The organism is Pseudarthrobacter sp. N5, assembly GCF_050157035.1.
Classification (GTDB): Bacteria; Actinomycetota; Actinomycetes; order Actinomycetales; family Micrococcaceae; genus Arthrobacter.
Map to the genome: position 1 here is coordinate 345,669 of NZ_CP189593.1, position 19,572 is coordinate 365,240.

18 protein-coding genes and 1 pseudogene are annotated in these 19,572 nt (G+C 64.1%); 11 read left to right on the top strand and 8 right to left on the bottom strand.

Annotation, left to right across the window (positions count from 1 at the left end; genetic code table 11):
• Positions 1-10 precede the first annotated feature (10 nt).
• The 4 genes from ACQCST_RS01710 to ACQCST_RS01725 all read right to left on the bottom strand — a co-directional run bounded on the left by ACQCST_RS01710 (position 11) and on the right by ACQCST_RS01725 (position 5,144).
• Positions 11-1,537 (bottom strand): putative bifunctional diguanylate cyclase/phosphodiesterase, encoded by a 1,527-nt coding sequence (locus tag ACQCST_RS01710; RefSeq protein WP_426997647.1) that lies wholly within the window; start codon positions 1,535-1,537, stop codon positions 11-13.
• Positions 1,527-1,937 carry a hypothetical protein gene (locus ACQCST_RS01715; protein WP_426997648.1) on the bottom strand — a complete coding sequence of 137 codons (411 nt, stop codon included), beginning with the start codon at positions 1,935-1,937 and terminating at the stop codon, positions 1,527-1,529. Before ACQCST_RS01715 ends, ACQCST_RS01710 begins: the two co-directional genes overlap by 11 nt.
• Before the next feature lie 187 nt (positions 1,938-2,124).
• Positions 2,125-3,156, bottom strand: coding sequence for a hypothetical protein (locus ACQCST_RS01720; protein ID WP_426997649.1), 1,032 nt, complete (start codon positions 3,154-3,156; stop codon positions 2,125-2,127).
• Positions 3,157-3,503: 347 nt separating this feature from the next.
• Positions 3,504-5,144, bottom strand: coding sequence for an ATP-binding protein (locus ACQCST_RS01725; protein WP_426997650.1), 1,641 nt, complete (start codon positions 5,142-5,144; stop codon positions 3,504-3,506).
• Positions 5,145-5,231: 87 nt separating this feature from the next.
• On the opposite strand from ACQCST_RS01725, the gene ACQCST_RS01730 reads away from it, so the two are divergent.
• From ACQCST_RS01730 to ACQCST_RS01755, 6 genes are all read left to right on the top strand, one after another.
• Positions 5,232-5,603, top strand: coding sequence for an STAS/SEC14 domain-containing protein (locus tag ACQCST_RS01730; RefSeq protein ID WP_426997651.1), 372 nt, complete (start codon positions 5,232-5,234; stop codon positions 5,601-5,603).
• Positions 5,604-5,657: 54 nt separating this feature from the next.
• Positions 5,658-6,446: a class I SAM-dependent methyltransferase gene (locus ACQCST_RS01735; RefSeq protein WP_426997652.1), complete on the top strand. Its 789-nt coding sequence runs from the start codon at positions 5,658-5,660 to the stop codon at positions 6,444-6,446.
• A gap of 305 nt (positions 6,447-6,751) precedes the next feature.
• A complete protein-coding gene (locus ACQCST_RS01740) occupies positions 6,752-7,297 on the top strand; it encodes a hypothetical protein (RefSeq protein ID WP_426997653.1) in 546 nt (181 codons plus the stop codon).
• A 58-nt stretch (positions 7,298-7,355) separates the two neighbouring features.
• Entirely contained in the window at positions 7,356-8,321 is a 966-nt protein-coding gene (locus ACQCST_RS01745) for a hypothetical protein (protein WP_426997654.1), read from the top strand.
• Positions 8,322-8,535: 214 nt separating this feature from the next.
• Entirely contained in the window at positions 8,536-9,855 is a 1,320-nt protein-coding gene (locus tag ACQCST_RS01750; protein ID WP_426997655.1) for an ice-binding family protein, read from the top strand.
• An 86-nt stretch (positions 9,856-9,941) separates the two neighbouring features.
• Positions 9,942-11,066, top strand: coding sequence for a glycerate kinase (locus ACQCST_RS01755; protein ID WP_426997656.1), 1,125 nt, complete (start codon positions 9,942-9,944; stop codon positions 11,064-11,066).
• Between the two features lie 2 nt (positions 11,067-11,068).
• Here ACQCST_RS01755 and ACQCST_RS01760 read toward each other — a convergent pair whose 3' ends face one another.
• Positions 11,069-11,359, bottom strand: a complete 291-nt coding sequence (locus ACQCST_RS01760) for a DUF6766 family protein (protein ID WP_426999049.1) — start codon at positions 11,357-11,359, stop codon at positions 11,069-11,071.
• Here ACQCST_RS01760 and ACQCST_RS01765 point away from each other — a divergent pair.
• Positions 11,255-11,509 (top strand): hypothetical protein, encoded by a 255-nt coding sequence (locus tag ACQCST_RS01765; RefSeq protein WP_426997657.1) that lies wholly within the window; start codon positions 11,255-11,257, stop codon positions 11,507-11,509. The two genes, ACQCST_RS01760 and ACQCST_RS01765, sit on opposite strands and share 105 nt — an antisense overlap.
• A gap of 20 nt (positions 11,510-11,529) precedes the next feature.
• On the opposite strand, the gene ACQCST_RS01770 is transcribed toward ACQCST_RS01765, so the two are convergent.
• Entirely contained in the window at positions 11,530-12,882 is a 1,353-nt protein-coding gene (locus tag ACQCST_RS01770; RefSeq protein WP_426997658.1) for a uracil-xanthine permease family protein, read from the bottom strand.
• Positions 12,883-13,127: 245 nt separating this feature from the next.
• Here ACQCST_RS01770 and ACQCST_RS01775 point away from each other — a divergent pair, with 245 nt between their 5' ends.
• The 3 genes and pseudogenes from ACQCST_RS01775 (at position 13,128) to ACQCST_RS01785 (ending at position 15,457) form a co-directional block, all read left to right on the top strand.
• The gene (locus ACQCST_RS01775) at positions 13,128-13,733 is read left to right on the top strand and encodes a malonic semialdehyde reductase (RefSeq protein WP_426997659.1); all 606 of its coding nucleotides are present in this window, start codon (positions 13,128-13,130) and stop codon (positions 13,731-13,733) included.
• 51 nt (positions 13,734-13,784) lie between these two features.
• Positions 13,785-14,866, top strand: a pseudogene (locus ACQCST_RS01780) (IS630 family transposase).
• Positions 14,867-14,953: 87 nt separating this feature from the next.
• Positions 14,954-15,457: a 2'-5' RNA ligase family protein gene (locus tag ACQCST_RS01785; protein WP_426997660.1), complete on the top strand. Its 504-nt coding sequence runs from the start codon at positions 14,954-14,956 to the stop codon at positions 15,455-15,457.
• A 544-nt stretch (positions 15,458-16,001) separates the two neighbouring features.
• Here the strand turns inward: ACQCST_RS01785 and ACQCST_RS01790 are convergent.
• Positions 16,002-18,110, bottom strand: coding sequence for a PEP/pyruvate-binding domain-containing protein (locus ACQCST_RS01790; RefSeq protein ID WP_426997661.1), 2,109 nt, complete (start codon positions 18,108-18,110; stop codon positions 16,002-16,004).
• A gap of 64 nt (positions 18,111-18,174) precedes the next feature.
• Entirely contained in the window at positions 18,175-18,888 is a 714-nt protein-coding gene (locus tag ACQCST_RS01795) for a hypothetical protein (RefSeq protein WP_426997662.1), read from the bottom strand.
• 115 nt (positions 18,889-19,003) lie between these two features.
• On the opposite strand from ACQCST_RS01795, the gene ACQCST_RS01800 reads away from it, so the two are divergent.
• Complete coding sequence (locus ACQCST_RS01800) at positions 19,004-19,567, top strand: hypothetical protein (protein ID WP_426997663.1); 564 nt, start codon at positions 19,004-19,006, stop codon at positions 19,565-19,567.
• The last annotated feature ends 5 nt before the right edge of the window (positions 19,568-19,572 follow it).

A 19,572-nucleotide genomic window follows, 5' to 3' on the forward strand; every position in this document is an offset into this window, starting at 1 on the left:
GCGGACGCTCCTACTCTCTTCCCTGCCTGACCAGCAGCTCGGTCATTTCGGCCGCGGGGAGCGGTTTGCTGAAGTAGTACCCCTGGGCGCTAATGCAGCCGATGCTCCGAAGGTGCTCCGCCTGTTCGGCAGTTTCAACGCCTTCCCAAACGGCTTCCAAACCGCACGCACGGATGAGCTGGAGTATCGCGGCGATCAGGGCGGGCTGGGAAGGATCGCTGCCCAAGTCCGTGAGCAGCGAGCGGTCCACCTTGACCTTGTCAACAGGAAGCTGCCGAAGATAGCTGATGGAGGAGTAGCCGGTCCCGAAATCATCGATTTCCAGCCCCACACCGAGCTGGCGCAGGCTGTTGAGGGAATACCTGTCCAGCTCGTCTCCTGCGACAATGGCCCCTTCCGTTATCTCAAGGACCAATAGCGAAGGCGTGATACCGGCGTTTTGGAGGGTGTCCCGGACATCTTCGATGAATTCAAGACGCTGAAGATCCGCGGGCGAGATGTTGATACGCATGGAGAAGTTCTCGCCAGCTACGCCGTCGGCCCGCCAGCGCCGGAGCTGCTCGACGGCAGTCCGCAGCACCCAGCCACCCAGTTCAGAAATCAGCCCCGCATCTTCCGCGACAGGAATGAATTCGTCAGGCATGATCAGGCCCCGGACGGGGTGGTTCCACCGTACAAGCGCTTCTACGCCGTCGCTTCTTCCCGTGGCAAGTTCAACGACTGGCTGGTAGAAAAGAATGAGTTCTGACTCCGTGATTGCCGTGCGAAGCTCCTCCACCAGCTGACTGCGCAGCTGACGGGCATGGAGCATCCCCGGCTCAAAGACCTGCAGCCTGTGGCGGCCGTCAGCCTTGGACGCGTACATTGCCACGTCAGCTTCCATCAGCAGCTGCTCGGCACTCTGCCCTGCTTCGCCAACGCGCAAACCTATGCTCGCCCCGCACCTGACGGTGTCGTCCTGAATTTCAACGGGACGCTCCAGGGCTTCCAGAATCCGGTTGGCGACTCCTGCTGCCCGGGCCCGGGTAGTGGCTGGCATGAGAACCGCGAATTCGTCACCGCCAAGCCGGGCCACGACGTCGGTATCACGCACTGATTCCCGGAGGCGTTCCCCCACAGCGGCGAGAACCTGATCTCCGGCGGCATGGCCAAGTTTGTCATTGATGCTTTTGAAGGAATCAAGGTCCAGCAGCAATATGGCAGGCGGCAGCCCGCCGTCGGCAGCCTCCGACTGGGCCTCATTCAGGGAGGTGACCAGCGCGGCGCGGTTGGCGAGACCGGTCAGGGAGTCCTGCATCGCCATTTTCTGCATTTCCAGGTGCGCCTCGCGAAGGAGTTGTGTTCGCAGCTCAACCCGCTGTTCCAGTTCCTGGTACATGATCTGGAGGTCTTCCGCCAAGAGGTTGGTGCCCATGATGACGGCGTCCAGTTCGTCCCGGGCGGGCGAAACCTCGATTCTGGAGTGAAGCTCTCCCGCAGCCAGCCGTACGATGCCGTCAAGCAGCTGTGCCAGCCGGGGGTCACCGTCAGCGAACATGGATATTTTCCTTCAACCAGCGCAGGGCGTCGATCTCGGACCCGAAGTAGCGCGCCGGACCGGACGTGAACTCGGCGCCGAGGATGAAATGGGCAAGTACTCTGTCCACCGGCGATTGTCCCAGCAGGGCCCAGGCGGCAACCGATGGGATGGCGCTGAGGACCGTCCGGGCCGCACGGCTTACCGAGGACAGGTTACTGAGTTGGAGCAGTACAGCGACGGGACGGGCATCAGCTGGCCGGATTTCCTGTTCTATCAATCCGGCTGCCGATTCCCCATCAAGATGCGTGTTGACGGGGAAGCCAATTCTGACAATTTCGCCGTGCGGCGGAGCAACCTTGCTGCCGTCCTGTTCCTGGGGCGCCAGCACGGTTGCCGAGAATGCGAGCGACTCTGACATTTACCCCCGCCTGAAATAGGGGAGGGCTTCTGGCCTCTCCCTGCTCCGGACGCTGACCAATAGCCGGAACTGTGTGTGACCAAAATACACTGACAAGGCGCCTCGATATAGCCCAGGACGGCACGCCGTGAATTAAACGCGTTCAATTCTCTGCGGACTGCCCTGATGCTCCTGGTTGTTTGCCGGGTTATTCGACTGTTGCCATGAATGCGCGGACCTCGGCGCCTCGTTCGAAAGCCGCCGCCCTGTCGAAGAAGGCCGCTCCAGTCTCCAGTCGCCGCAGGGCTTCGGTCCAATCCCCGCACGCCAGAAGTGACTTGCCGAGCAGGAACGATGCCTCCCCGGCTGTCTGGACGGCAAGAATGCCCGAACGGGTGCATATCGGCTCGAGCAGGGCGATTGCGCTGGCCATGTCCCCGGTCAGGTAGTACCAATGCGCCCTGGCAAAGGACATTTCCAGGAGATCCCGGTCAGTTCCGCCCACGGCTTCCGTGGCGAGTTCGGCCCGTTCTATGCATCGAAGCGTCGCCTGGTCCGTCAACTTGGCCTCGAGCCGCATGACTGCCGACGCGCGATTGAACCGAGCCCAAAGATCTACGTCCTTGGAGCGGGACAGGCGCTCGGCGGCCAAATCATGGCAACGGCCACCTTCGGCGAGCCGCTCACTGAGGAATGCAACGTTCCCGATGACCCAGTAGGCCTTACCCGCCGTGTCCTCGTCAACCAGGTCCGTGAGGAGGAGCGTCTCCAATGCCAGACACTCGCTCCACGCTTCGTCCAGGTGGCGGCTTTCGGCAAGGGCGGCGATCAGACCCTGCTGGGCCTGAATATGAAGGTAGACATGTTCGTCGTCGCCGGCAACCAACGCGGCGGCGGAGGTGGCGGCTTCGGCGGCTTCGGGAAGGCGCCCGAGTCCTTGCAGCGCCACCGCCAGCAACGTAAAAGCACGGGCAGCCAGCGGCGGTTGCGCCGCCGAGAGTGGGTGCCCGGCAAGGTGCTTGGCCAGTTCCAGGCATTCTGGAATCGATCCGTGATCTCGGTGGCACTCGGCCTGCAAGTACGTCATGTTCCACCAAGCGGTTTCATCCCCTGCCTGGAGTGCCAGGTGCGCAGCTTCCCCCGCCCGGTCAATGGCGGCGGAAAAGTCGCGCTTTTTCCGGCTTTCACGTGCCTGGAGCTCAGCAACTACGTAGAGCGGCAGTTTTCGGGGCGTCGGCATTCCTCAATTAAACACCCCGCCCTGTGGGAGCGATTCACAACCGTCAAGAATTTCGCCTTAATACTCGGATCCGAATTGATGGAAGCGCCGTATAATGACCCGCGTAATGAGGTCTTGAAATTGATTGACGAGGGGACAACCTAATGAAGAAGCTTGCTGCTACATTTCTGCTTGCCGGGCTCCTGGCTGTTTCGGGGTTTGCTGCAGGGGCCACGGCTGCTGCACCTGCTACAGCTTCCAGCACAGCCAGTAAAGCGCTGGTTAGCCAGCCGCTCATCGGTTGGTGGCCCAACTAAGTAAAAGGCATTACAGCTGCCCCCGTGCCTTCAGCCCGGGGGCAGCATGTTTTAAGGCCCGGCGACAGGAAAACTCACTGTTATGGCCGTGCCTGCACCCATTTCGGAGTGCACCCGCATGTGGCCACGGTGCCGGTTCACGACGTCGTGCGCTATGGCCAGCCCCAGGCCGCTGCCGGGTACGGCCCCCGCGTTGGACGCGCGGTAGAAACGCGTGAACAAGTGCGGAATTTCGTCGCCGGGAATGCCAACGCCGGTGTCGGCCACCCGGACCGTCACATGCGGCGCTCCATCCGGGACTGTCTCCTGCACGCTTGTGACAGTTATCCGGCCGCCGCTCGGAGTGAACTTGATGGCATTGGATACGAGGTTGGTGAAGACCTGTTCAAGCTGCACTTCATCGGCGATGATCAATGGATCCTCGACGGACAGGCCGAGGCTGATGGATACATCCCGCAATTCGGCGAGCGGCCGCAGGGCATCGGTGACAATCCCCAGCGTATGGCCCATGCGCAGCGGCGCTAAGTGGAGGCTGCTGCCGTCGTAGTCCTGATGGGAGACGGTGAGCATGTCCTGGACCAGGAGGCGCAGCCGTTCCGCATTCCTGACGATGATGTCCAGCATCCGGTCAACGTCCGGAGGCAATGGACCCCCCACGCCATCCTGGATCATGTCCAAATAAGCCGTGATGGAGGTCAGTGGCGTTCTTAGCTCGTGATTGACGGTGGCCAGGAAATCGGTTTTGGCCTGGTCAAGCTGTTGGAGCTGTTTGACCACCTGCTGTTGGGCGCTGATGAGGTGGCTCTGGATGAGGCCGTAGGCGACGTTGCCGGCGACGTGCTGGATCAGCGCGATCTCCGCGCGGGACCACGCCCGGGGCGCATCAAGTTGGGCGATCCAGATGACGCCCAGGGACGATTTTCCTTCACCCACCGGCACCATCGCGGATGCGCGCGGATGCATCGCCTGGGTCCATCCGTGCAGCCCGCGCTCATCCGGAGTCATGTGATGATTGCGGTGATCGTCCACGGTTAGAACATCAGCTTCCGCCCAAAGGCGGTCGGACATGCTGTGGGCGGCTTCCTCGTGTGCGCCGAGTTCAGGTGCCAGCGGAGGCAGATCCGGGCGGTGCCACTGAGCCCTGACCAGCGGAACCCTGTCATCTTCGAAAGTGGTGAACCAGACGCGGTCAGCTTTGAACGTTTCCCCGAAACCGTTGACCAGATGTTCGGCAATGAGTTGGGGATCATTTGTGGCGCGGACTGCAGCGGACACCATCCTGAGCCGCTCACGCAGGCGTTCTGCACCTTGCCGTGCGTCCGTGCGCTGAGTGGCGCGGCTGATGAGGGTATCGGCCCGGTGCACGAGTTCCAAAAGGCAGGGAGGTTTAGTGATGTAATCGGCGATGCCCAGGGACTTGGCGCCTTCGGCTTCGCTGCCGTCTGCAAGGTCGATGAGAACCAGGAGCGGCGCGCTGGTCTGGAGCTCGGCGAGGGAATGGTCGGCCACCACAATACTTGGCGTGCGGCGCTTGAGCAGTTCGGACAGCACAGCCCGGTCGGGGGCAGTGGCCACGGAGAATCCCGCCTCCCGGAGGGCCGCCGCTGTTGCAGCCAAGCGGCCGATGTCCGGGTCTGCGACGATGGCCGTGCGTGGCTTGAGTGGCGTCTCTGCCGGATGGGTTAGCACCATTCCCCCTTTGGTCCTGATTGAGTACATTGTAGGGTGACATTGCGAACCTGCCACATAACCGGCGGGACGGGGGCGGCGAGGGTGATGATGACAGAACAAAATGGCGAAGGCACGGCGGCGGTCCTGACGCTGGAAGCGGACGGAATACTTCGCCTGAAGTGGCCCGGCGGTGCTGATATCTCCGAGGCCGATGCCGAGAACGCCATGCGTCACGCGAATCTGCTGTGCGGAGAAGACCGGCATCCGATGCTGGTGGATATGGCAACCACGTCTGAAGTGAGCCGCGGTGCCCGTGCAGTCTTCGGCCGACCCTGCCAGGCATCGCGGATTGCCCTGCTGGGATCGTCACCGGTTGACCGTGTACTCGCAAACTTCATCCTGGGGATCAGCAAGCCTCCCTGCCCGACGAGGTTCTTCATCTCTCGGAAGGACGCCCTGGACTGGCTCGCGCTTCAGTAACTCGCGGAGGCCCTCAACCGGCACGCAAGGCGCCGAAGCATCTATATTGGAACGGTGCTTTCCACCATGAAGAATTATCTGATGGTCCCCAGGCTCATGTGGCTGTCATCCGCTGCGCCCAAGGACCGCCGCGTGGCATGGGATCTGTATTGGGCGCGGATCACTGCCTCCGGTGCCCAAGGCGACGTTCTGTGGGACTCCGGGGATGACCACGAACTGCTGGGCTACGTGGAGCACCTGAAGCAGAGTTTTGACCCCGATCTCCCGGTGGTGGACATCGGGTGCGGTAACGGCAGTTTCACCCGGCGGCTGGGCCAGTATTTCCCGCAGGCAATCGGCGTGGACGTGTCTGCCCATGCGGTTGCCCGGGCGCGCGCCGAGTCCGAGGGCGTGGTCAACGTGTCCTACACGGTCCGTGACATGACCATTCCCGGCGCGGGGGCGGGCCTGGCAGGGAACTCCGAGGCCAACGTCTTTATCCGAGGTGTTCTGCACGTACTGGATGAGGGAGATCAGGCTGCCCTGGCTGAAAATCTCAGGCTGATCGTCGGTACCCGCGGCACCGTATTCCTGGCGGAAACGGATTTCCGCGGGAACGCGGTCGAATATGTCGCACATCTGGGAGCAACATTTCGCTCGATTCCGGCCCCGCTGGAAGGCGCCATACGGGGGCTTCCCATGCCCGGGCATTTTGGTCCGACGGAACGCAGCCGCGTCTTCCCCGCCAGTGGATGGGAGCTGATCGACGACGGCCCCGCCACCATTGAAGCCGTTCCCATGAAGCACCCCACACAGCCGGAACTCATCCCCGGATATTTCGCGGTGCTGAGGGCCAGCCGCTAAATTGCCTGCTGGGACTTGGCTGCGGGAGTGGACGGTATTGTCACCGACCGCGCCGACCTGCTCAAGAACGTGCTGCAGGACTGCGGGGATTGGGACTGAACCCGCTTGATCCGGTATGGCGCTCCACAAAGAATGACAACGTCGAGCGCTGAAGGCCGTACAGAATATCACACATGAAGGTGTACTGTCTGACTTGACAGGGGCAGCATTGTCCCTGTAGGAGAGGCCAGGAAACCGCGTGGAGTCGCGGATGAATGCCTGCGGTTCTCCTGTCGAAGGTCTCTTAGTGCCAAGTGGGGAAAAACATGAGCGTACGTAATTCTTTGCTCGCCAAAATCTCGATTACCGCCCTTGCGGCGACGTGGATGATCACTGCCCCTGCGGGTGCAGCCACGGCCGCTGATACGACCACCACCTTCACCGTCAGTGGGGGATCCATCGGCATCAGCGCCCCCGCTTCCAAGGGACTGGGGACGGGGGCCGCGGCTGGGACAATTCAGGCCGCGCTGGGTGCCGTCACCGCCACAGATAACCGGGCAGCGCTGGGGGCGGCGTGGACGGCGACCGCAGCAACGACCGCATTCGCCAACAGCACGACTCCAACTGCGGCGGCCATCACGACCGTGACGTACTCCTCCGGAACGGCCACCGCAACGAGCGGTACCGCCATATTTCTTGCGGGCCAGGCCACAGGTGCGGCGGCATTGACGACCACACCTCTGACGGCATATTCCGCATCATTCACGACCGGCAACAACTCCGCCACGTGGAATCCGAACATCGTTGTGAGCCTTCCAGCTCAGGCGATCGCGGGAGACTATACCGGGACAATCACCCACTCCGTTTTATAGCGAGGCGGGCATCTCTGTACGGCGGGCTTGGCTGGCCTTATGTCTGCTGTCCGCGCTCATGGCACCTGCCGTCGGCGCGGCGGCCGACTCTTCGGCGCCCGAGCCCGGCATGATCGGCGTGCGCCTGCTGGAGGTGCCCGTGAACCGGGCGGATGATCCGCGTGCCCGGATCTACATCGTGGACCACGTGCAGCCCGGCGCCACGGTTCACCGGAAGATCGAGGTCTCCAACACCACCGCTGACCAGGCCGCTGTCTCTGTTTACGAGGCGGCCGCCCGGATCAGCGACGGCACCTTTGCCGGCGCGCCGGATCGTACCGCCGATGATCTGACAACGTGGACGGCGGTTGATCATCCTTCTTTCCCCCTGGGAGCCGGCGAAGCCCAGCCCGTGACGGTGACCATCACGGTGCCCAAGGATGCTTCCGAGGGCGAACGCTTCGGAGTCGTGTGGGCTGAGGTCCGTTCCACTGCTGCGGGGTCGGTGACCGCCGTCAACCGTGTAGGGATCCGCATCTACCTCTCTGTCGGCCCGGGTGGGGAACCGGCTTCGGGCATGCACATCGAGACGCTGATTGCCGGACGCAGCGCGGACTCGCTGCCCGTCGTCACGGCCCGTGTACGCAATACCGGTGGCCGTGCCCTGGACATCAGTGGCCAGCTCACGCTGAGCCGAGGGCCGGGTGGTCTGAGCGGGGGGCCCTTCGCGGCCAAGCCGTCAACCACCCTGGGCGTCGGCGAAACAGGTGACGTTACGGTCACACTCGACCCGGAAATGCCCGCCGGCCCCTGGGACGCCCACATGGTGCTGAAAAGCGGGCTGCTCACGGAATCCGCCCATGCGACCATCACGTTTCCCTCCCCAGCGGGCACCGTCGCCGCACCGATCGGTGTTGGGGGACCCCCGGATATGCTTTGGCCCGCCGTTATCGCTGGTCTCGCATTGCTGGTACTGATGGTGCTGCTGTGGACCTGGAAGCGACGGCTCCGATGGGCCGCACGGCTTCAGCCCGTCCAGGGCTGACAGCTTCGAAATATCCGCGCAACCGCCACCGTACGGGAGCGAGGGGGCTACACACTTGCCTAGCGTCCTTCACAGAGAGGCAGCCATGAAGGAATGCGCGGGCCTGCCGGTTAGACATCCTGTCCGGACCAGACGGGTCGGCGGAGCTGCCAGCACGCGGTGGACGGCGGTCGTCAGGATCGCCGCAGTAACAATCGCGCTGCTGCTGGCGGGCATGCTGGCAAATCCATCCCGGGCATCCGCCGCCATCGCGCCGGTGGGGTTGGGCACTGCGGGGACGTATTCGGTGCTGGGCGGGACGGGGGTCACCAACACGGGCCTGACCGTCCTCAGCGGGGACCTCGGGGTGAGCCCCGCCACCGCGATCGTCGGATTTCCCCCTGGCGTGGTTTCCGGCGCAACCCACGCAGGCGACTCGCAGTCCGCCCAGGCACAGACCGACCTGCTGGCCGCTTACAACAACGCCGCAGCCCGCCTTCCGACCGCCAGTTTCTCGGGGGACAACAACGGGAGGACGTACACCTCCGGCGTCTACCACACGGTGGCCGCATTCGCACTGACAGGGACCATGATGCTGGACGGCCAGGGCGACCCGAACGCGGCCTTCATCTTCCAGATCGACGCGGCCCTCAACACGGCTGCTGCCAGTAATATCACCCTGATCAACGGCGCCCAGGCTTCGCGCGTCTTCTGGCAGGTCCTCGGTGCCGCCGGGACCGGTGCGTCGTCCTCCTTCTCCGGGACGATCATGGCCATGGGAGCGATCACGATCGGCGCGGGCGGAGTCGTCAAGGGCCGCGCACTCTCACGTGGCCTGGTCACCCTGGCCAGCAACACTTTCCCCACCGTCACCGTTCCTGTTGTGGCGATCACGGGCGGCATGTCGGCGTCCACGAATGATGCGACGCCGACGATCGCGGGGACCACGGACGCGGCGGCTGGCACGACCGTGACGGTCACAGTCGCCGGCCAGACGCTGACCACAACTGTTCAAACCGGTGGCACCTGGAGCGTCACCACGGCAACACTGACAGAAGGTCCCTACGCCGTGGGGGCCTCAGTAACCGACCCGGCAGGTAACACCGGCACCGCAACACAGACCCTTACCGTCGTCGGAGGCGTCCTTTCGATCACCGTGCCGGCCGACGCCGGAAGTCTTGGATCCGGCACAAGCACCGGTGGTAGGTGGACCATCACCGGCCCCCTGGGGCAGGTGCAGGTGACTGACACGCGCCATGCAGGTGCGGGCTCAGGCTGGGTCGCGAGCGTCACTTCCACCGCCTTCACCCCGCCGTCGGGTCATGCGATCCCTGCCAGTGCGGTCAGCTACGCCGCGGGGCTGATCGGGAAAACAGGGACTGCGAGCTACGCGGCGAACGATCCGGGAGATCTCTCCGGAGTTTCGCCGGCGGTTACGGCAACCGGTATTACCGGGGACAACTCAGCCACCTGGAATCCGATGATCACGGTGGCTGTCCCGGGAGACGCCGTCGCAGGTACCTACTCCGCGACGATCACGCACTCCCTTCTGTAGGGATCTGGGTGCATCGAAAACTCGAATGGGTTTGTAATCACAGTCGCGGGCAAGCGCATTCCAGTTCTTACTGGCAGGATGGACCCATGCGCATTCTCATCGCCCCGGACAAGTTCAAGGGCTCACTCACCGCTGCCGAAGCCGCGTCCGCCATCGCGGAAGGCGCGCTGCGCGTTTATCCGGACGCTGTGGCCACGCAATTCCCCGTGGCCGACGGCGGCGAGGGCACCCTTGAAGCCGCCGTCTCCGCAGGGTATGAAGAGCGGCTGAATGCGGTGGTCGGTCCGATTCTTGCCCCCATCGGCGCCGCATGGGCCCTCCGCAAGGACGCTTTCGGGGGTGCCACCGCGGTGATCGAAACGGCCCAGGCCTCCGGACTGGAACATATGGAGCCGACGCCGGCGAACGCCCTGCGTGCGCACAGCTACGGCTGCGGGCAGCTGATCGCTGCAGCCCTGGATGCCGGCGCCACCGAGATCGTTCTGGGCCTGGGCGGCTCCGCCATGACCGACGGCGGCAGCGGGGCCATGCGCGCGCTGGGCCTCAAGCCGCTGGATGCCGCCGGGAATGTGGTGCCGCTGGGCGGCGGATCACTGGCGGACGCAGTCTCGCTGGACGTATCGGGCCTCGACCCGCGCCTGGCCGCCGTCAGGTTCCGGATTGCCGTGGACGTTCAGAATCCTCTCTTCGGCGACACCGGCGCGGCCCACGTTTTTGGCCCCCAGAAGGGGGCTGACGGCGATGCGGTGGAACTGCTCGACGCCGGTCTCCGCAACTGGGCCTCGGTCCTCCGCGAAGCCACGGGCCGGGACGTCAACGTCCCGGGGGCTGGCGCGGCAGGCGGGTTCCCGGCGTCGTTCCTTGCTTTCACCCGGGCTCAGCTTGAGGGCGGTTTCGCGCTGGTGGCGGACCTTACGGGATTGGCTGAACAGCTCGCCGACGCCGATCTGGTGATTACCGGCGAAGGGTCCATGGACTCGCAGTCACTCACCGGCAAGGCACCCATAGCGCTCGCCGACGCAGCGCACGAACGCGGGATTCCGGTGATCGTGGTGGCCGGGCGGATCCTGGTGACACCCGAGGAGCTGGCCGAGCATGGTGTTGTGGCCGCAGCGCAATTGCTGGACATCGCCGGCAGCCCGGAAGACGCCGTCGCGAACGCCGCCAAGTACCTCGCCTGGGCCACCAGCCAGGTTCTGGAAGGCGCCTGACCTCAGGTGCCGGTCCCGTAATGCGGTTCGGCCACGGGCTTGGACTCGGGGGAACCTTTCTCCCTCAGGTACACCGAGGCTCCCACCAGCACTGCGACGGACAGGAATTCGCTTTGCCAGTTCTGGAAGGATTCGAACCAGAATTGGCTGGTCGCCAGATAGCCCCACACTGACACTGCTGGCTGGCCATGGCTGAGTTGTTCCTCGCTGTACGCGTCGCTGCCACCAACAGCGTGAAGTGCGAGTTGCCGACTCCCTTGAACCCGGACGCAGCGCCGCCCGGGGCACCCCAGGGTCCGGGTGGCCCGGGTAGCGCGGGCGTGCCTGACAACGGCGGGGAGCGGCCCGACGTCGAACTTCCCTCGGCCGATGCGCCGCTGGACGAATCCAACACGGAGGAAACCCCGTCTGGCAGGCCGTTCTCTTCGGAGCCCGACGCCTGAGCGGACGGACTTGGGCTGCCTTAGCGCTTTTTGTGGGCGCGCTTCGCGGCGGCATTCATTGCAGCCTTGACCGCCGGCGGAAGTCCGGCCTGTTCCGTTTCCGGCTCAGCCACAGTTCCTCGGGCCTTCGCTAGGGCATTCATGCCGTGGTAGATCACCAGGGCCGCCGCAGATCCGAGGGCAATGCCGGTGAACTTGAGGTCGCCGATGGTCCAGGTGTAGTCCGCGATGCCGATGATCAGGGCCACCGCTGCGGTGGTCAGGTTCACCGGGTTGGAGAAGTTCACCTTGCTCTGGACCCAGATCTTCACACCCAGGACGCCGATCATGCCGTACAGCATGGTGGCCGCGCCGCCCAGCACACCGGCGGGAACAGTGGCGATCAGTTCGCCGAATTTCGGTGAGAAGCTCAGCACGATGGCGAAGATGCCAGCAACCCAGTAAGCCGCCGTCGAATACACCTTGGTGGCGGCCATAACACCGATGTTTTCCGCGTACGTGGTGGTTCCCGAACCGCCTCCGAACCCGGCCAGTACCGTGGCGGCCCCGTCGGCGAGCAGTGCACGGCCGGAGACGCCGTCGAGGTTCTGGCCCGTCATGGCTGACACGGACTTCACATGCCCGATATTCTCCGCTACCAGCACCAGGACCACCGGAACAAACAGTCCAACCACGCCCAGGTGGAACTCCGGGGTCTGGAAATGCGGCAGCCCGATCCAGGCAGCGGCATCCATCTTGGCGAAGTCCACTTCGCCGCGCAGCATGGCCACGAGGTAGCCCGCCACCACACCGACCAGAATGCTCAGGCGGCCGAAGATCCCACGGAACAAAACGCTGACCAGGATGATGGTGGCCAGCGTGATGAGCGCGGTGACGGGTGCGGCGTCGAAGTTGTGTTTCGCAGCCGGTGCGAGGTTCAGGCCAATGAGCGCCACAATGGCGCCGGTGACGATGGGCGGCATGAGCCGGTTGATCCAGCCCGCACCGAACTTCTGCACCACCGCACCGATCAGCGCCAGTACGACGCCGGCCAGCACCACTCCGCCCAGCGCCCCGGCCACGCCGAACTGCTGCTGGGACGCCATGATGGGCGCGATGAACGCGAAGCTGGAGCCCAGGTAGCTGGGGATTTTGCCCTGGGTGATCACGAGGAACAGCAGCGTGCCGATTCCGGAGAAGAACAGGGTGGTGGCGGGCGGCATCCCGGTGATGATGGGCACCAGGAACGTGGCGCCGAACATGGCAACGACGTGCTGCATGCCCACGCCGACGGTCAGTGGCCAGGCCAGCCGCTCGTCCGGGGCAACAACCTGCCCGGGACGGATCGATTTGCCGTTGCCGTGCAGCTTCCATTTGGTACCGAGCATGCTCATTGCCGGGGCCTTTCACAGGTGTAGCCTCGAGGGCTGGGATCTTCCGGTGCAACAATACCGCCGCACGCGCCCGGTGCCGTTGCTGCCCGGTGCCGTTGCTGCCCGTGCCGTTGCTGTGCGTGCACCCTCTGTGCGGAACGTCACGCCTCGTCATGGGAAGAGGACGCGATCGCCTGAAGTTGCAACTATAGAAAGCACAACGGCCGGCCACCGCCCGGCGGGCCGGCCCAATGAAAGGTACGCGAATGACCATCGCCCATGAAGAAGCAGTAATCGACGCAGCCGCAGTGGACGCCATCTTCGCCGAGGCCCGCACGGCCAACGCGTTCACGGGCGAGGTCAGCGACGACCAGGCCCGCGCTATCTACGAACTCACGAAGTTCGGCCCCACCGCGTTCAACTCGCAGCCGCTCCGCGTGACCTATGTCCGCTCGGAAGTGGCCCGCGCGCAGCTGGTGGAAACCCTGTCCGCAGGCAACCGTGCCAAGACGTCGTCCGCGCCGCTGGTTGCCATCCTCAGCTATGACACCGCGTGGACCGAGCAGTGGGACAAGTTCCTGCCCGGCTACAACGCGCCCAAGGCCATGTTCGACGCCGCCCCGGACCTCGCGGCCAGCACCGGCAACAACAACGCCCACCTTCAGGCCGGCTACTTCATCCTTGCCGTGCGCTCGCTCGGCTTGGCCGCCGGACCCATGACCGGTGCCGACTTCGCCGCGATTGACGCAGCGTTCTTCCCGGCCGGCGGGCAGAAGAGCTTTATGGTGGTCAACATCGGACAGCCCGGCCCGGATGCCTTCGGTGACGCCAAGCCGAAGTTCGCCTACAACGATGTTGTCCGCACCGTCTAGTGTAGCGTGTCGTTGATTCCTTTGGGTATGGTTTTTTGTCAGACTTGATCCATGGTTTATCTGGCAAGGGCTTTGGAATTGCGTGACGGGGACCGGGGGTTCTTGGAGGCGTTGACTCGTGGGAATTCTTCCTCCGCGACATTGGCGTTGCGGGCGCGCACGGTTTTGTTGGCTGCCGACGGGATGCCGAATATCCAGATCGAGAAGATCACCGGGTTTTCGGCACCCACGGTTTTGAAGTGGCGCAACCGCTATGCCGAGGGCGGGATCGAGGCCCTGTCCGATGTCCAGCGCCCGGGACGGGAGCGGGAGATCGACGAGCTTGCCCTGATCGCGGACACCCTGACCAACGACGGGAAGCCGCCGGCCGAGCTTGGGATCTCGCACTGGTCCGCCCGCATCATGGCCGAACGCCACGAGTCTCCTTTTCGTCGGTGGCCCGCATCTGGCGCCGTTGGAAAATCCAGCCTCACCGGATCGAGACGTTCAAGTTCTCCACTGATCCCGCCCTGGAGTTCAAGCTCCGGGACGTGGTGGGCCTGTACATGTCCCCGCCGGAAAACGCGGTGGTCGTGAGCATCGATGAGAAAACCCAAATCCAGGCGCTGTCCCGCACCGGCCCGGATCAGCCGTTGTCCTCGACGCACCCGCTGCAGCAGACCCACGACTACAAACGCAACGGCACCACCACCTTGTTCGCCGCCCTGGAGGTCCTCACCGGCAAACTCAGCGCGAACGCCTTCTACCCAAAGCACACCAACATCGAGTTCGTCGATTTCCTGGGCCGGGTCGCCGACGCCCACCCCGGGGTTGAACTGCATGTCATCTGCGACAATTACGCGACGCATAAGCATCAGAACGTGAAGGACTGGCTGGCCAAAAACCCGCGCGTGCGCCTGCACTTCACCCCAACCAGCTGTTCCTGGCTGAACATGGTGGAGATCTTCTTCGGGATCATCACCCGCCAGTGCCTCAAACGCGGTGCGTTCAGCTCGGTGAAAGAGCTGGAACAAACCATGGAACGCTACATCGAGAACTACAACCAGGACGCCAAACCATTCACCTGGACCAAATCAGCGGACTATCTCCTGGGCAAGATGAAACGCAAACAAACCATTAACACGGAACACTAGTTCCACCTGTGGTGAAAGGTGCCGGGCGCTCAATGCTCCTGGCACCTTTGCCTTAAGCGCGTTTCCCGGCAGTGGCAGACTATGCCTATGCGGAACCTGATTCTGGTCACCTTTGTTGAGCCCGTCACGGAGGGACAGGAATTCCCCCGGAGCGACTGGCCCCTGCACATTACCCTTGCGCGGTTCGACATCAACGGAGCGGACGCCCCGGCGGGCGTCGCGGCCCGTGCCGATGCGCCAGTCAGGGCCGCACTGGGGACTCAGCTCACGGTCGGAAAAGACGATGCGTTCGGCTATCTGGGATCCATTCCCGTCAGCCTTATTGAACCCAGCCCGGCACTCCAGCTGCTGCACGAATCGCTGGTCGACGCCGTGGTTGGCCTGTCAGGCACAATAGCGAGCCCGCAATACACGGGCAACAACTACCGCCCGCATGTTTCCCACCACGGTGACAGACGCGCACACCCGGGCGACGCCGTCGTGCTTGACCGGGTAGCGCTGGTAGACATGGCCCCCGACGGCGGCCACGCCACCCGGCGCATCCTGCACCTGTGGACATTGCCAGAGGCGGGGACGGATAAATCCCTGTGACCGAAGGGGCGTGGTGGACTTGGAATCGAGCAACCGCCTTGCCGTTCCCGGGGACACTCCACGCCTGACTCAGATCAGGGACGCCGCGATCTCCGAGCTGCAACGGCGATTCCTCAACGCCGCACAAATTGAGTCCAGCAGGGCCATCATGGGCATCGATACGCAGCTAATCGACAACTCTGCGAAAAAGCGGCGGCCAAAGAGGGCTTCACGCGCCTTGAGCTGATGGCCACACTCTCCGGCGAGCCGCTCTGCGCCTCCTTTGGTTTCCGTCCGCTCGAGACTCTGCAAGACGATGCCGGAGGAGCCCCGGTGCCGATTATCAGGATGGAGAGGGCAATCGACCCGGGACTTCTTACGCGAAGGCCGGTTCCACGATCGCTTTACGGCGCCGGTGGCGGTTTCGATGCAGGTCCCCGCCGAGCCTCTGGCACACCTCACGGTGGGACCAGCATCACCGCGTCCGGGTCAAAGGGTTTGAAGCGGGGACGGACCTACGCTTAGCCGGCGCGCATCTTCTCGCACTGCCTTCTCCAGCGGTGCGTTAGGAGACTTCCACGACACCCGCGCTACCGTCGACGGTCACCACCTGGCCGGACTTTAGTCGCCGTGTGGCGTCCCCTGTGCATACGACTGCCGGGATGCCGTATTCACGAGCGACCTGGGATGCATGCGATCCGATGCTGCCCGTGTCGGTGACCACGCCCGCCGCCCTCGCAAAGAGCATGGTCCAGACGGGGGTGGTCGCGGAGGCGACGAGGATGTCGCCGGGTTGGAGCTGGTCGAACTCCGACTGATCCCTGATGATCCGCGCGGGGCCGCTCGCGCGTCCGGGGCTCGCCGCGACACCCTGGATACCTGCGGCCGAGGACGGGCTGCGCGTCGAATCCGAGAAGTCATCGAGGATCCTTTGCGTCATCGGCGCCACCCGGCCGACGACGAGGGGCGGCGACAGCCGTCGCTGGCCCTCCCAGGTCTCACGTCGTCCGGAGACGTCGAAGGTTTCGTGGGCGCCTGACAGCGCCGACATGACCTCGTCATGTCGGAGGAAGTGAATGTCGGCCGCGCCGTCGATCACACCCCGTTGACGCAGGTCCTCTGCCAGGCGGTCGAGCGCGACGCGCATGACGGGCCAGCCGCGCGTCAGATGCGAAACGCACTCCTCGCGAACCGGCTGGAACCGCTGCGCGGTGGCCAGCAGCTGATCAAACCTCCGGGCCAGCTTGGGCTGCCGGGTCAGCGCCCGGCGGGACCTCTCCTCAGCGTTGCGCCGCGCGGCTTCGAGGTCCGCCCGCCGCTTTGGGTTCCTGGCCGGTGCCACAGCACTCAATTCGCCCAGCGTGGGGAAGTGCCAATCCAGGCTCAGCACTGCGTGGGGCTGAAGCCCGATGTCCTCAACAAGCCCCTGGAGTAGCTCCAGCGGCGAGCCGCCGGTGGACGGACCGATGTGTTCTTTGTAGAACTTGCCCAGGGGGAGCTCTGCCTTGGCGGCGTACCCAGCTACGAGCGTCACGTACGTGAAGTAGTCGCCGGTCTCACGTGCGACGGCGTCGATGAGCTCGACCAGTTCCCGAGTTGATGCGCCCTGGACTCGGGACTCGGCGTCCTGTACGGTGCGCAGCAGAGATGGAAGCGCTGTTTCGCGCCATTCCCGCAGGGCGAGCTCGATTCCCAGATGGGCGAGCGGCGGCACCGCCATGGCAACGCGGCGGGGCTGCACCACAAGTTTGGCCAGGAGCCGCGGGAGAACGCGCAGCACATCCGCGGGTTTCTCCGGGATGGGAGGCAGCCCGTAGAAATACCATCCGTTGAGAACCACGTGGAACGGACGCGGCATCGGGAGTCCCATCATTGCCTTGTACCGGCTGTGCAGGCGCTCCTCCATCAGTGACAGGAGCCAGCTCTCGAACAACGGAGTCACTGGGTCTCCGAGCCATTCGCCAAACCGGAAATGCCGGGCGAATCCACGCGGGATAGGAGACACCCACGTGACCTGGTCCGGCAGGCCTGTCATCGGGCGGGCCTGCAGCAGGTGCAGAGTTCCGCCGCCCAACGCCCATTCAATGTCCTGTGGTGCATTTAGCGATCTTTCGACGTCGCGGGCCAGTGCAGCGACGAGCGTTTCCTGTGAACTGTCGATGGCATCATCTGCCGCGTTGGCCTCGCCGCCGACGAGTCGTTCGCCTAGCCCCCGCACCGCCGAGATTACGACCTCAGCGCTGTCACCGGTCAAGGGGTTTGCAGAATATGCGACGCCCGCGGCATCCGCGTCCACCATCCGCTGTATCAGCACTGCCATCTGCCCGAGCTGTGCGCCGGTCTGCCCGGCGGCATAGGCAATAACGCGCTCGCTACCAGCCGAGTCCCAGCAGCGACGAACGGCATCCATGACAGCGTCTTCACCCTCGACGTCGAGCACCGATTCGTACTGCCCCGCGAAGGACGCGGCAGCCAGGTCCTCGCTCGTGCCCGAGGACCGCACCGCAACTCGGCCGCCGCCGATGGCAGCAAGGCCCGCGCGCACCGCGACGCGAGCATCCTCTTCCCGCCCGGCGACGTTGATCAAAAGGACAAAACCGTCAGGAACCGGGAACCCCGCGCTCGACAGGTGGCCAAGCCGTGCGGCTTTGGCCCCTGCGACCGGGATGTCCACAAGGCCTATCTCCCCCAGACGCCTTCACGTCACTTCCACCGTTGTGACCACCTCTCAGCAGCTATCAATTTTGGGTCCCACCGCGGGCGAGGTGGGTCAGCGTCGCGACCATCCAGACAACCAGTACGGCGGTCGGAACCAGGGTGTACGAGTCCGGGATCCGGAAGGTGAGCACGGTGGTGTTGAAGAGCAGGCTCGTGGCGCCAATGCCGCCCGCGATCGCGATCCATTTCGGCAACGCGCCGGTTCGCAGCGCGATGAAAGCCCAGGCTGCCATCCACGTGACCTCGAACCAGTAGGTCGAGCCGTTGTATATCCAGTCCCAGCTGGCGAATAGGGCAAGCACGCCGCCGTCAGTGCCGGAGGTGACCACCTGCACCAGTGCGGCCTGGAGCGCGATTTGGATCGCGATCAGCGCTGCTTCGAGCACGATCGCGGCCGTGGCGAAGTCAACCAGCAGAGCCTCGACGGCGGTGAGCGGGAAAGTGCGCAGGTACGCGCGAAATGACAGGCCAAAGAAGACCATGGCGATGAAGCCGATGCCGGCCAGTCCAAAGAACAGCTGCAGCACCGGGTGACCGTAGAAGAGGCGGATGGCGCCCACATCACTCGTACCGCTGACGCGCTGGCCGGCGACCAGGGCAGCGCCACCATGCTCCACCATTATCAAAAGGAACGTCACCGCCAACGCCGCCCCGGCGATCCGGGCGAAGGATCGCCGGGGCGACCTGACTGCCTGCGTCGCATCGGCGTGGGGCTGATTCGTCACTGCTCGCATGTCCTCATCCTCCGAGAACGGGACGGAAAACAATAATCCAAGTATTTCATGATGTAAAATACATTGTCAATAGGTGATTACATGTACTAATATGTTTGATGTGCCCCGGGAGTATGTGAGCAAGCTTCGCGCCGAACAGGCTGGCGCCACTCGCGTCAAGGTAATCGAGGCGGTGGCCGCGGTGCTGAGCCGCGACGTGAGCGCGCTGACGTATCGGGCGGTGGCGGACGAGGCGGATGTCTCGGTGGCAACAGTGCAACGTCTGTTTCCGGCCAAGCGCGACCTTGTGGAGGGACTTGCCAGGCACTATGCCGAGTTGACCGGAACCATGTATGCAATGCGGGCGCCTGCGGATATCGAGGAGTTCCTCTCCATGCTGCCCGAGGTCATGGTTCGTACCAGCTCGATCTCGCCGCTGTTACGGGCGGCGACGACATCCCCCGTCTATCAGCGTCATCGCAGAGAGAACCGGGCGACTCGATTGCAGGCGGTCGAGGCGATCCTCACTCCATTCCCGCAGCTCCCCGATGCGGATCGGCGCCGCCTCCGGGACCTGATGGTTGTGCTCTGCTCGTCGGCAGGGCTGGCGGCCTTCACCGATCTGACAGGCGCAACGGCGGAGCAGGCATCAGACACAATCACTTGGGCCGTCCGGCGTCTCCTCGCTATCGAACCTTGAGGGTG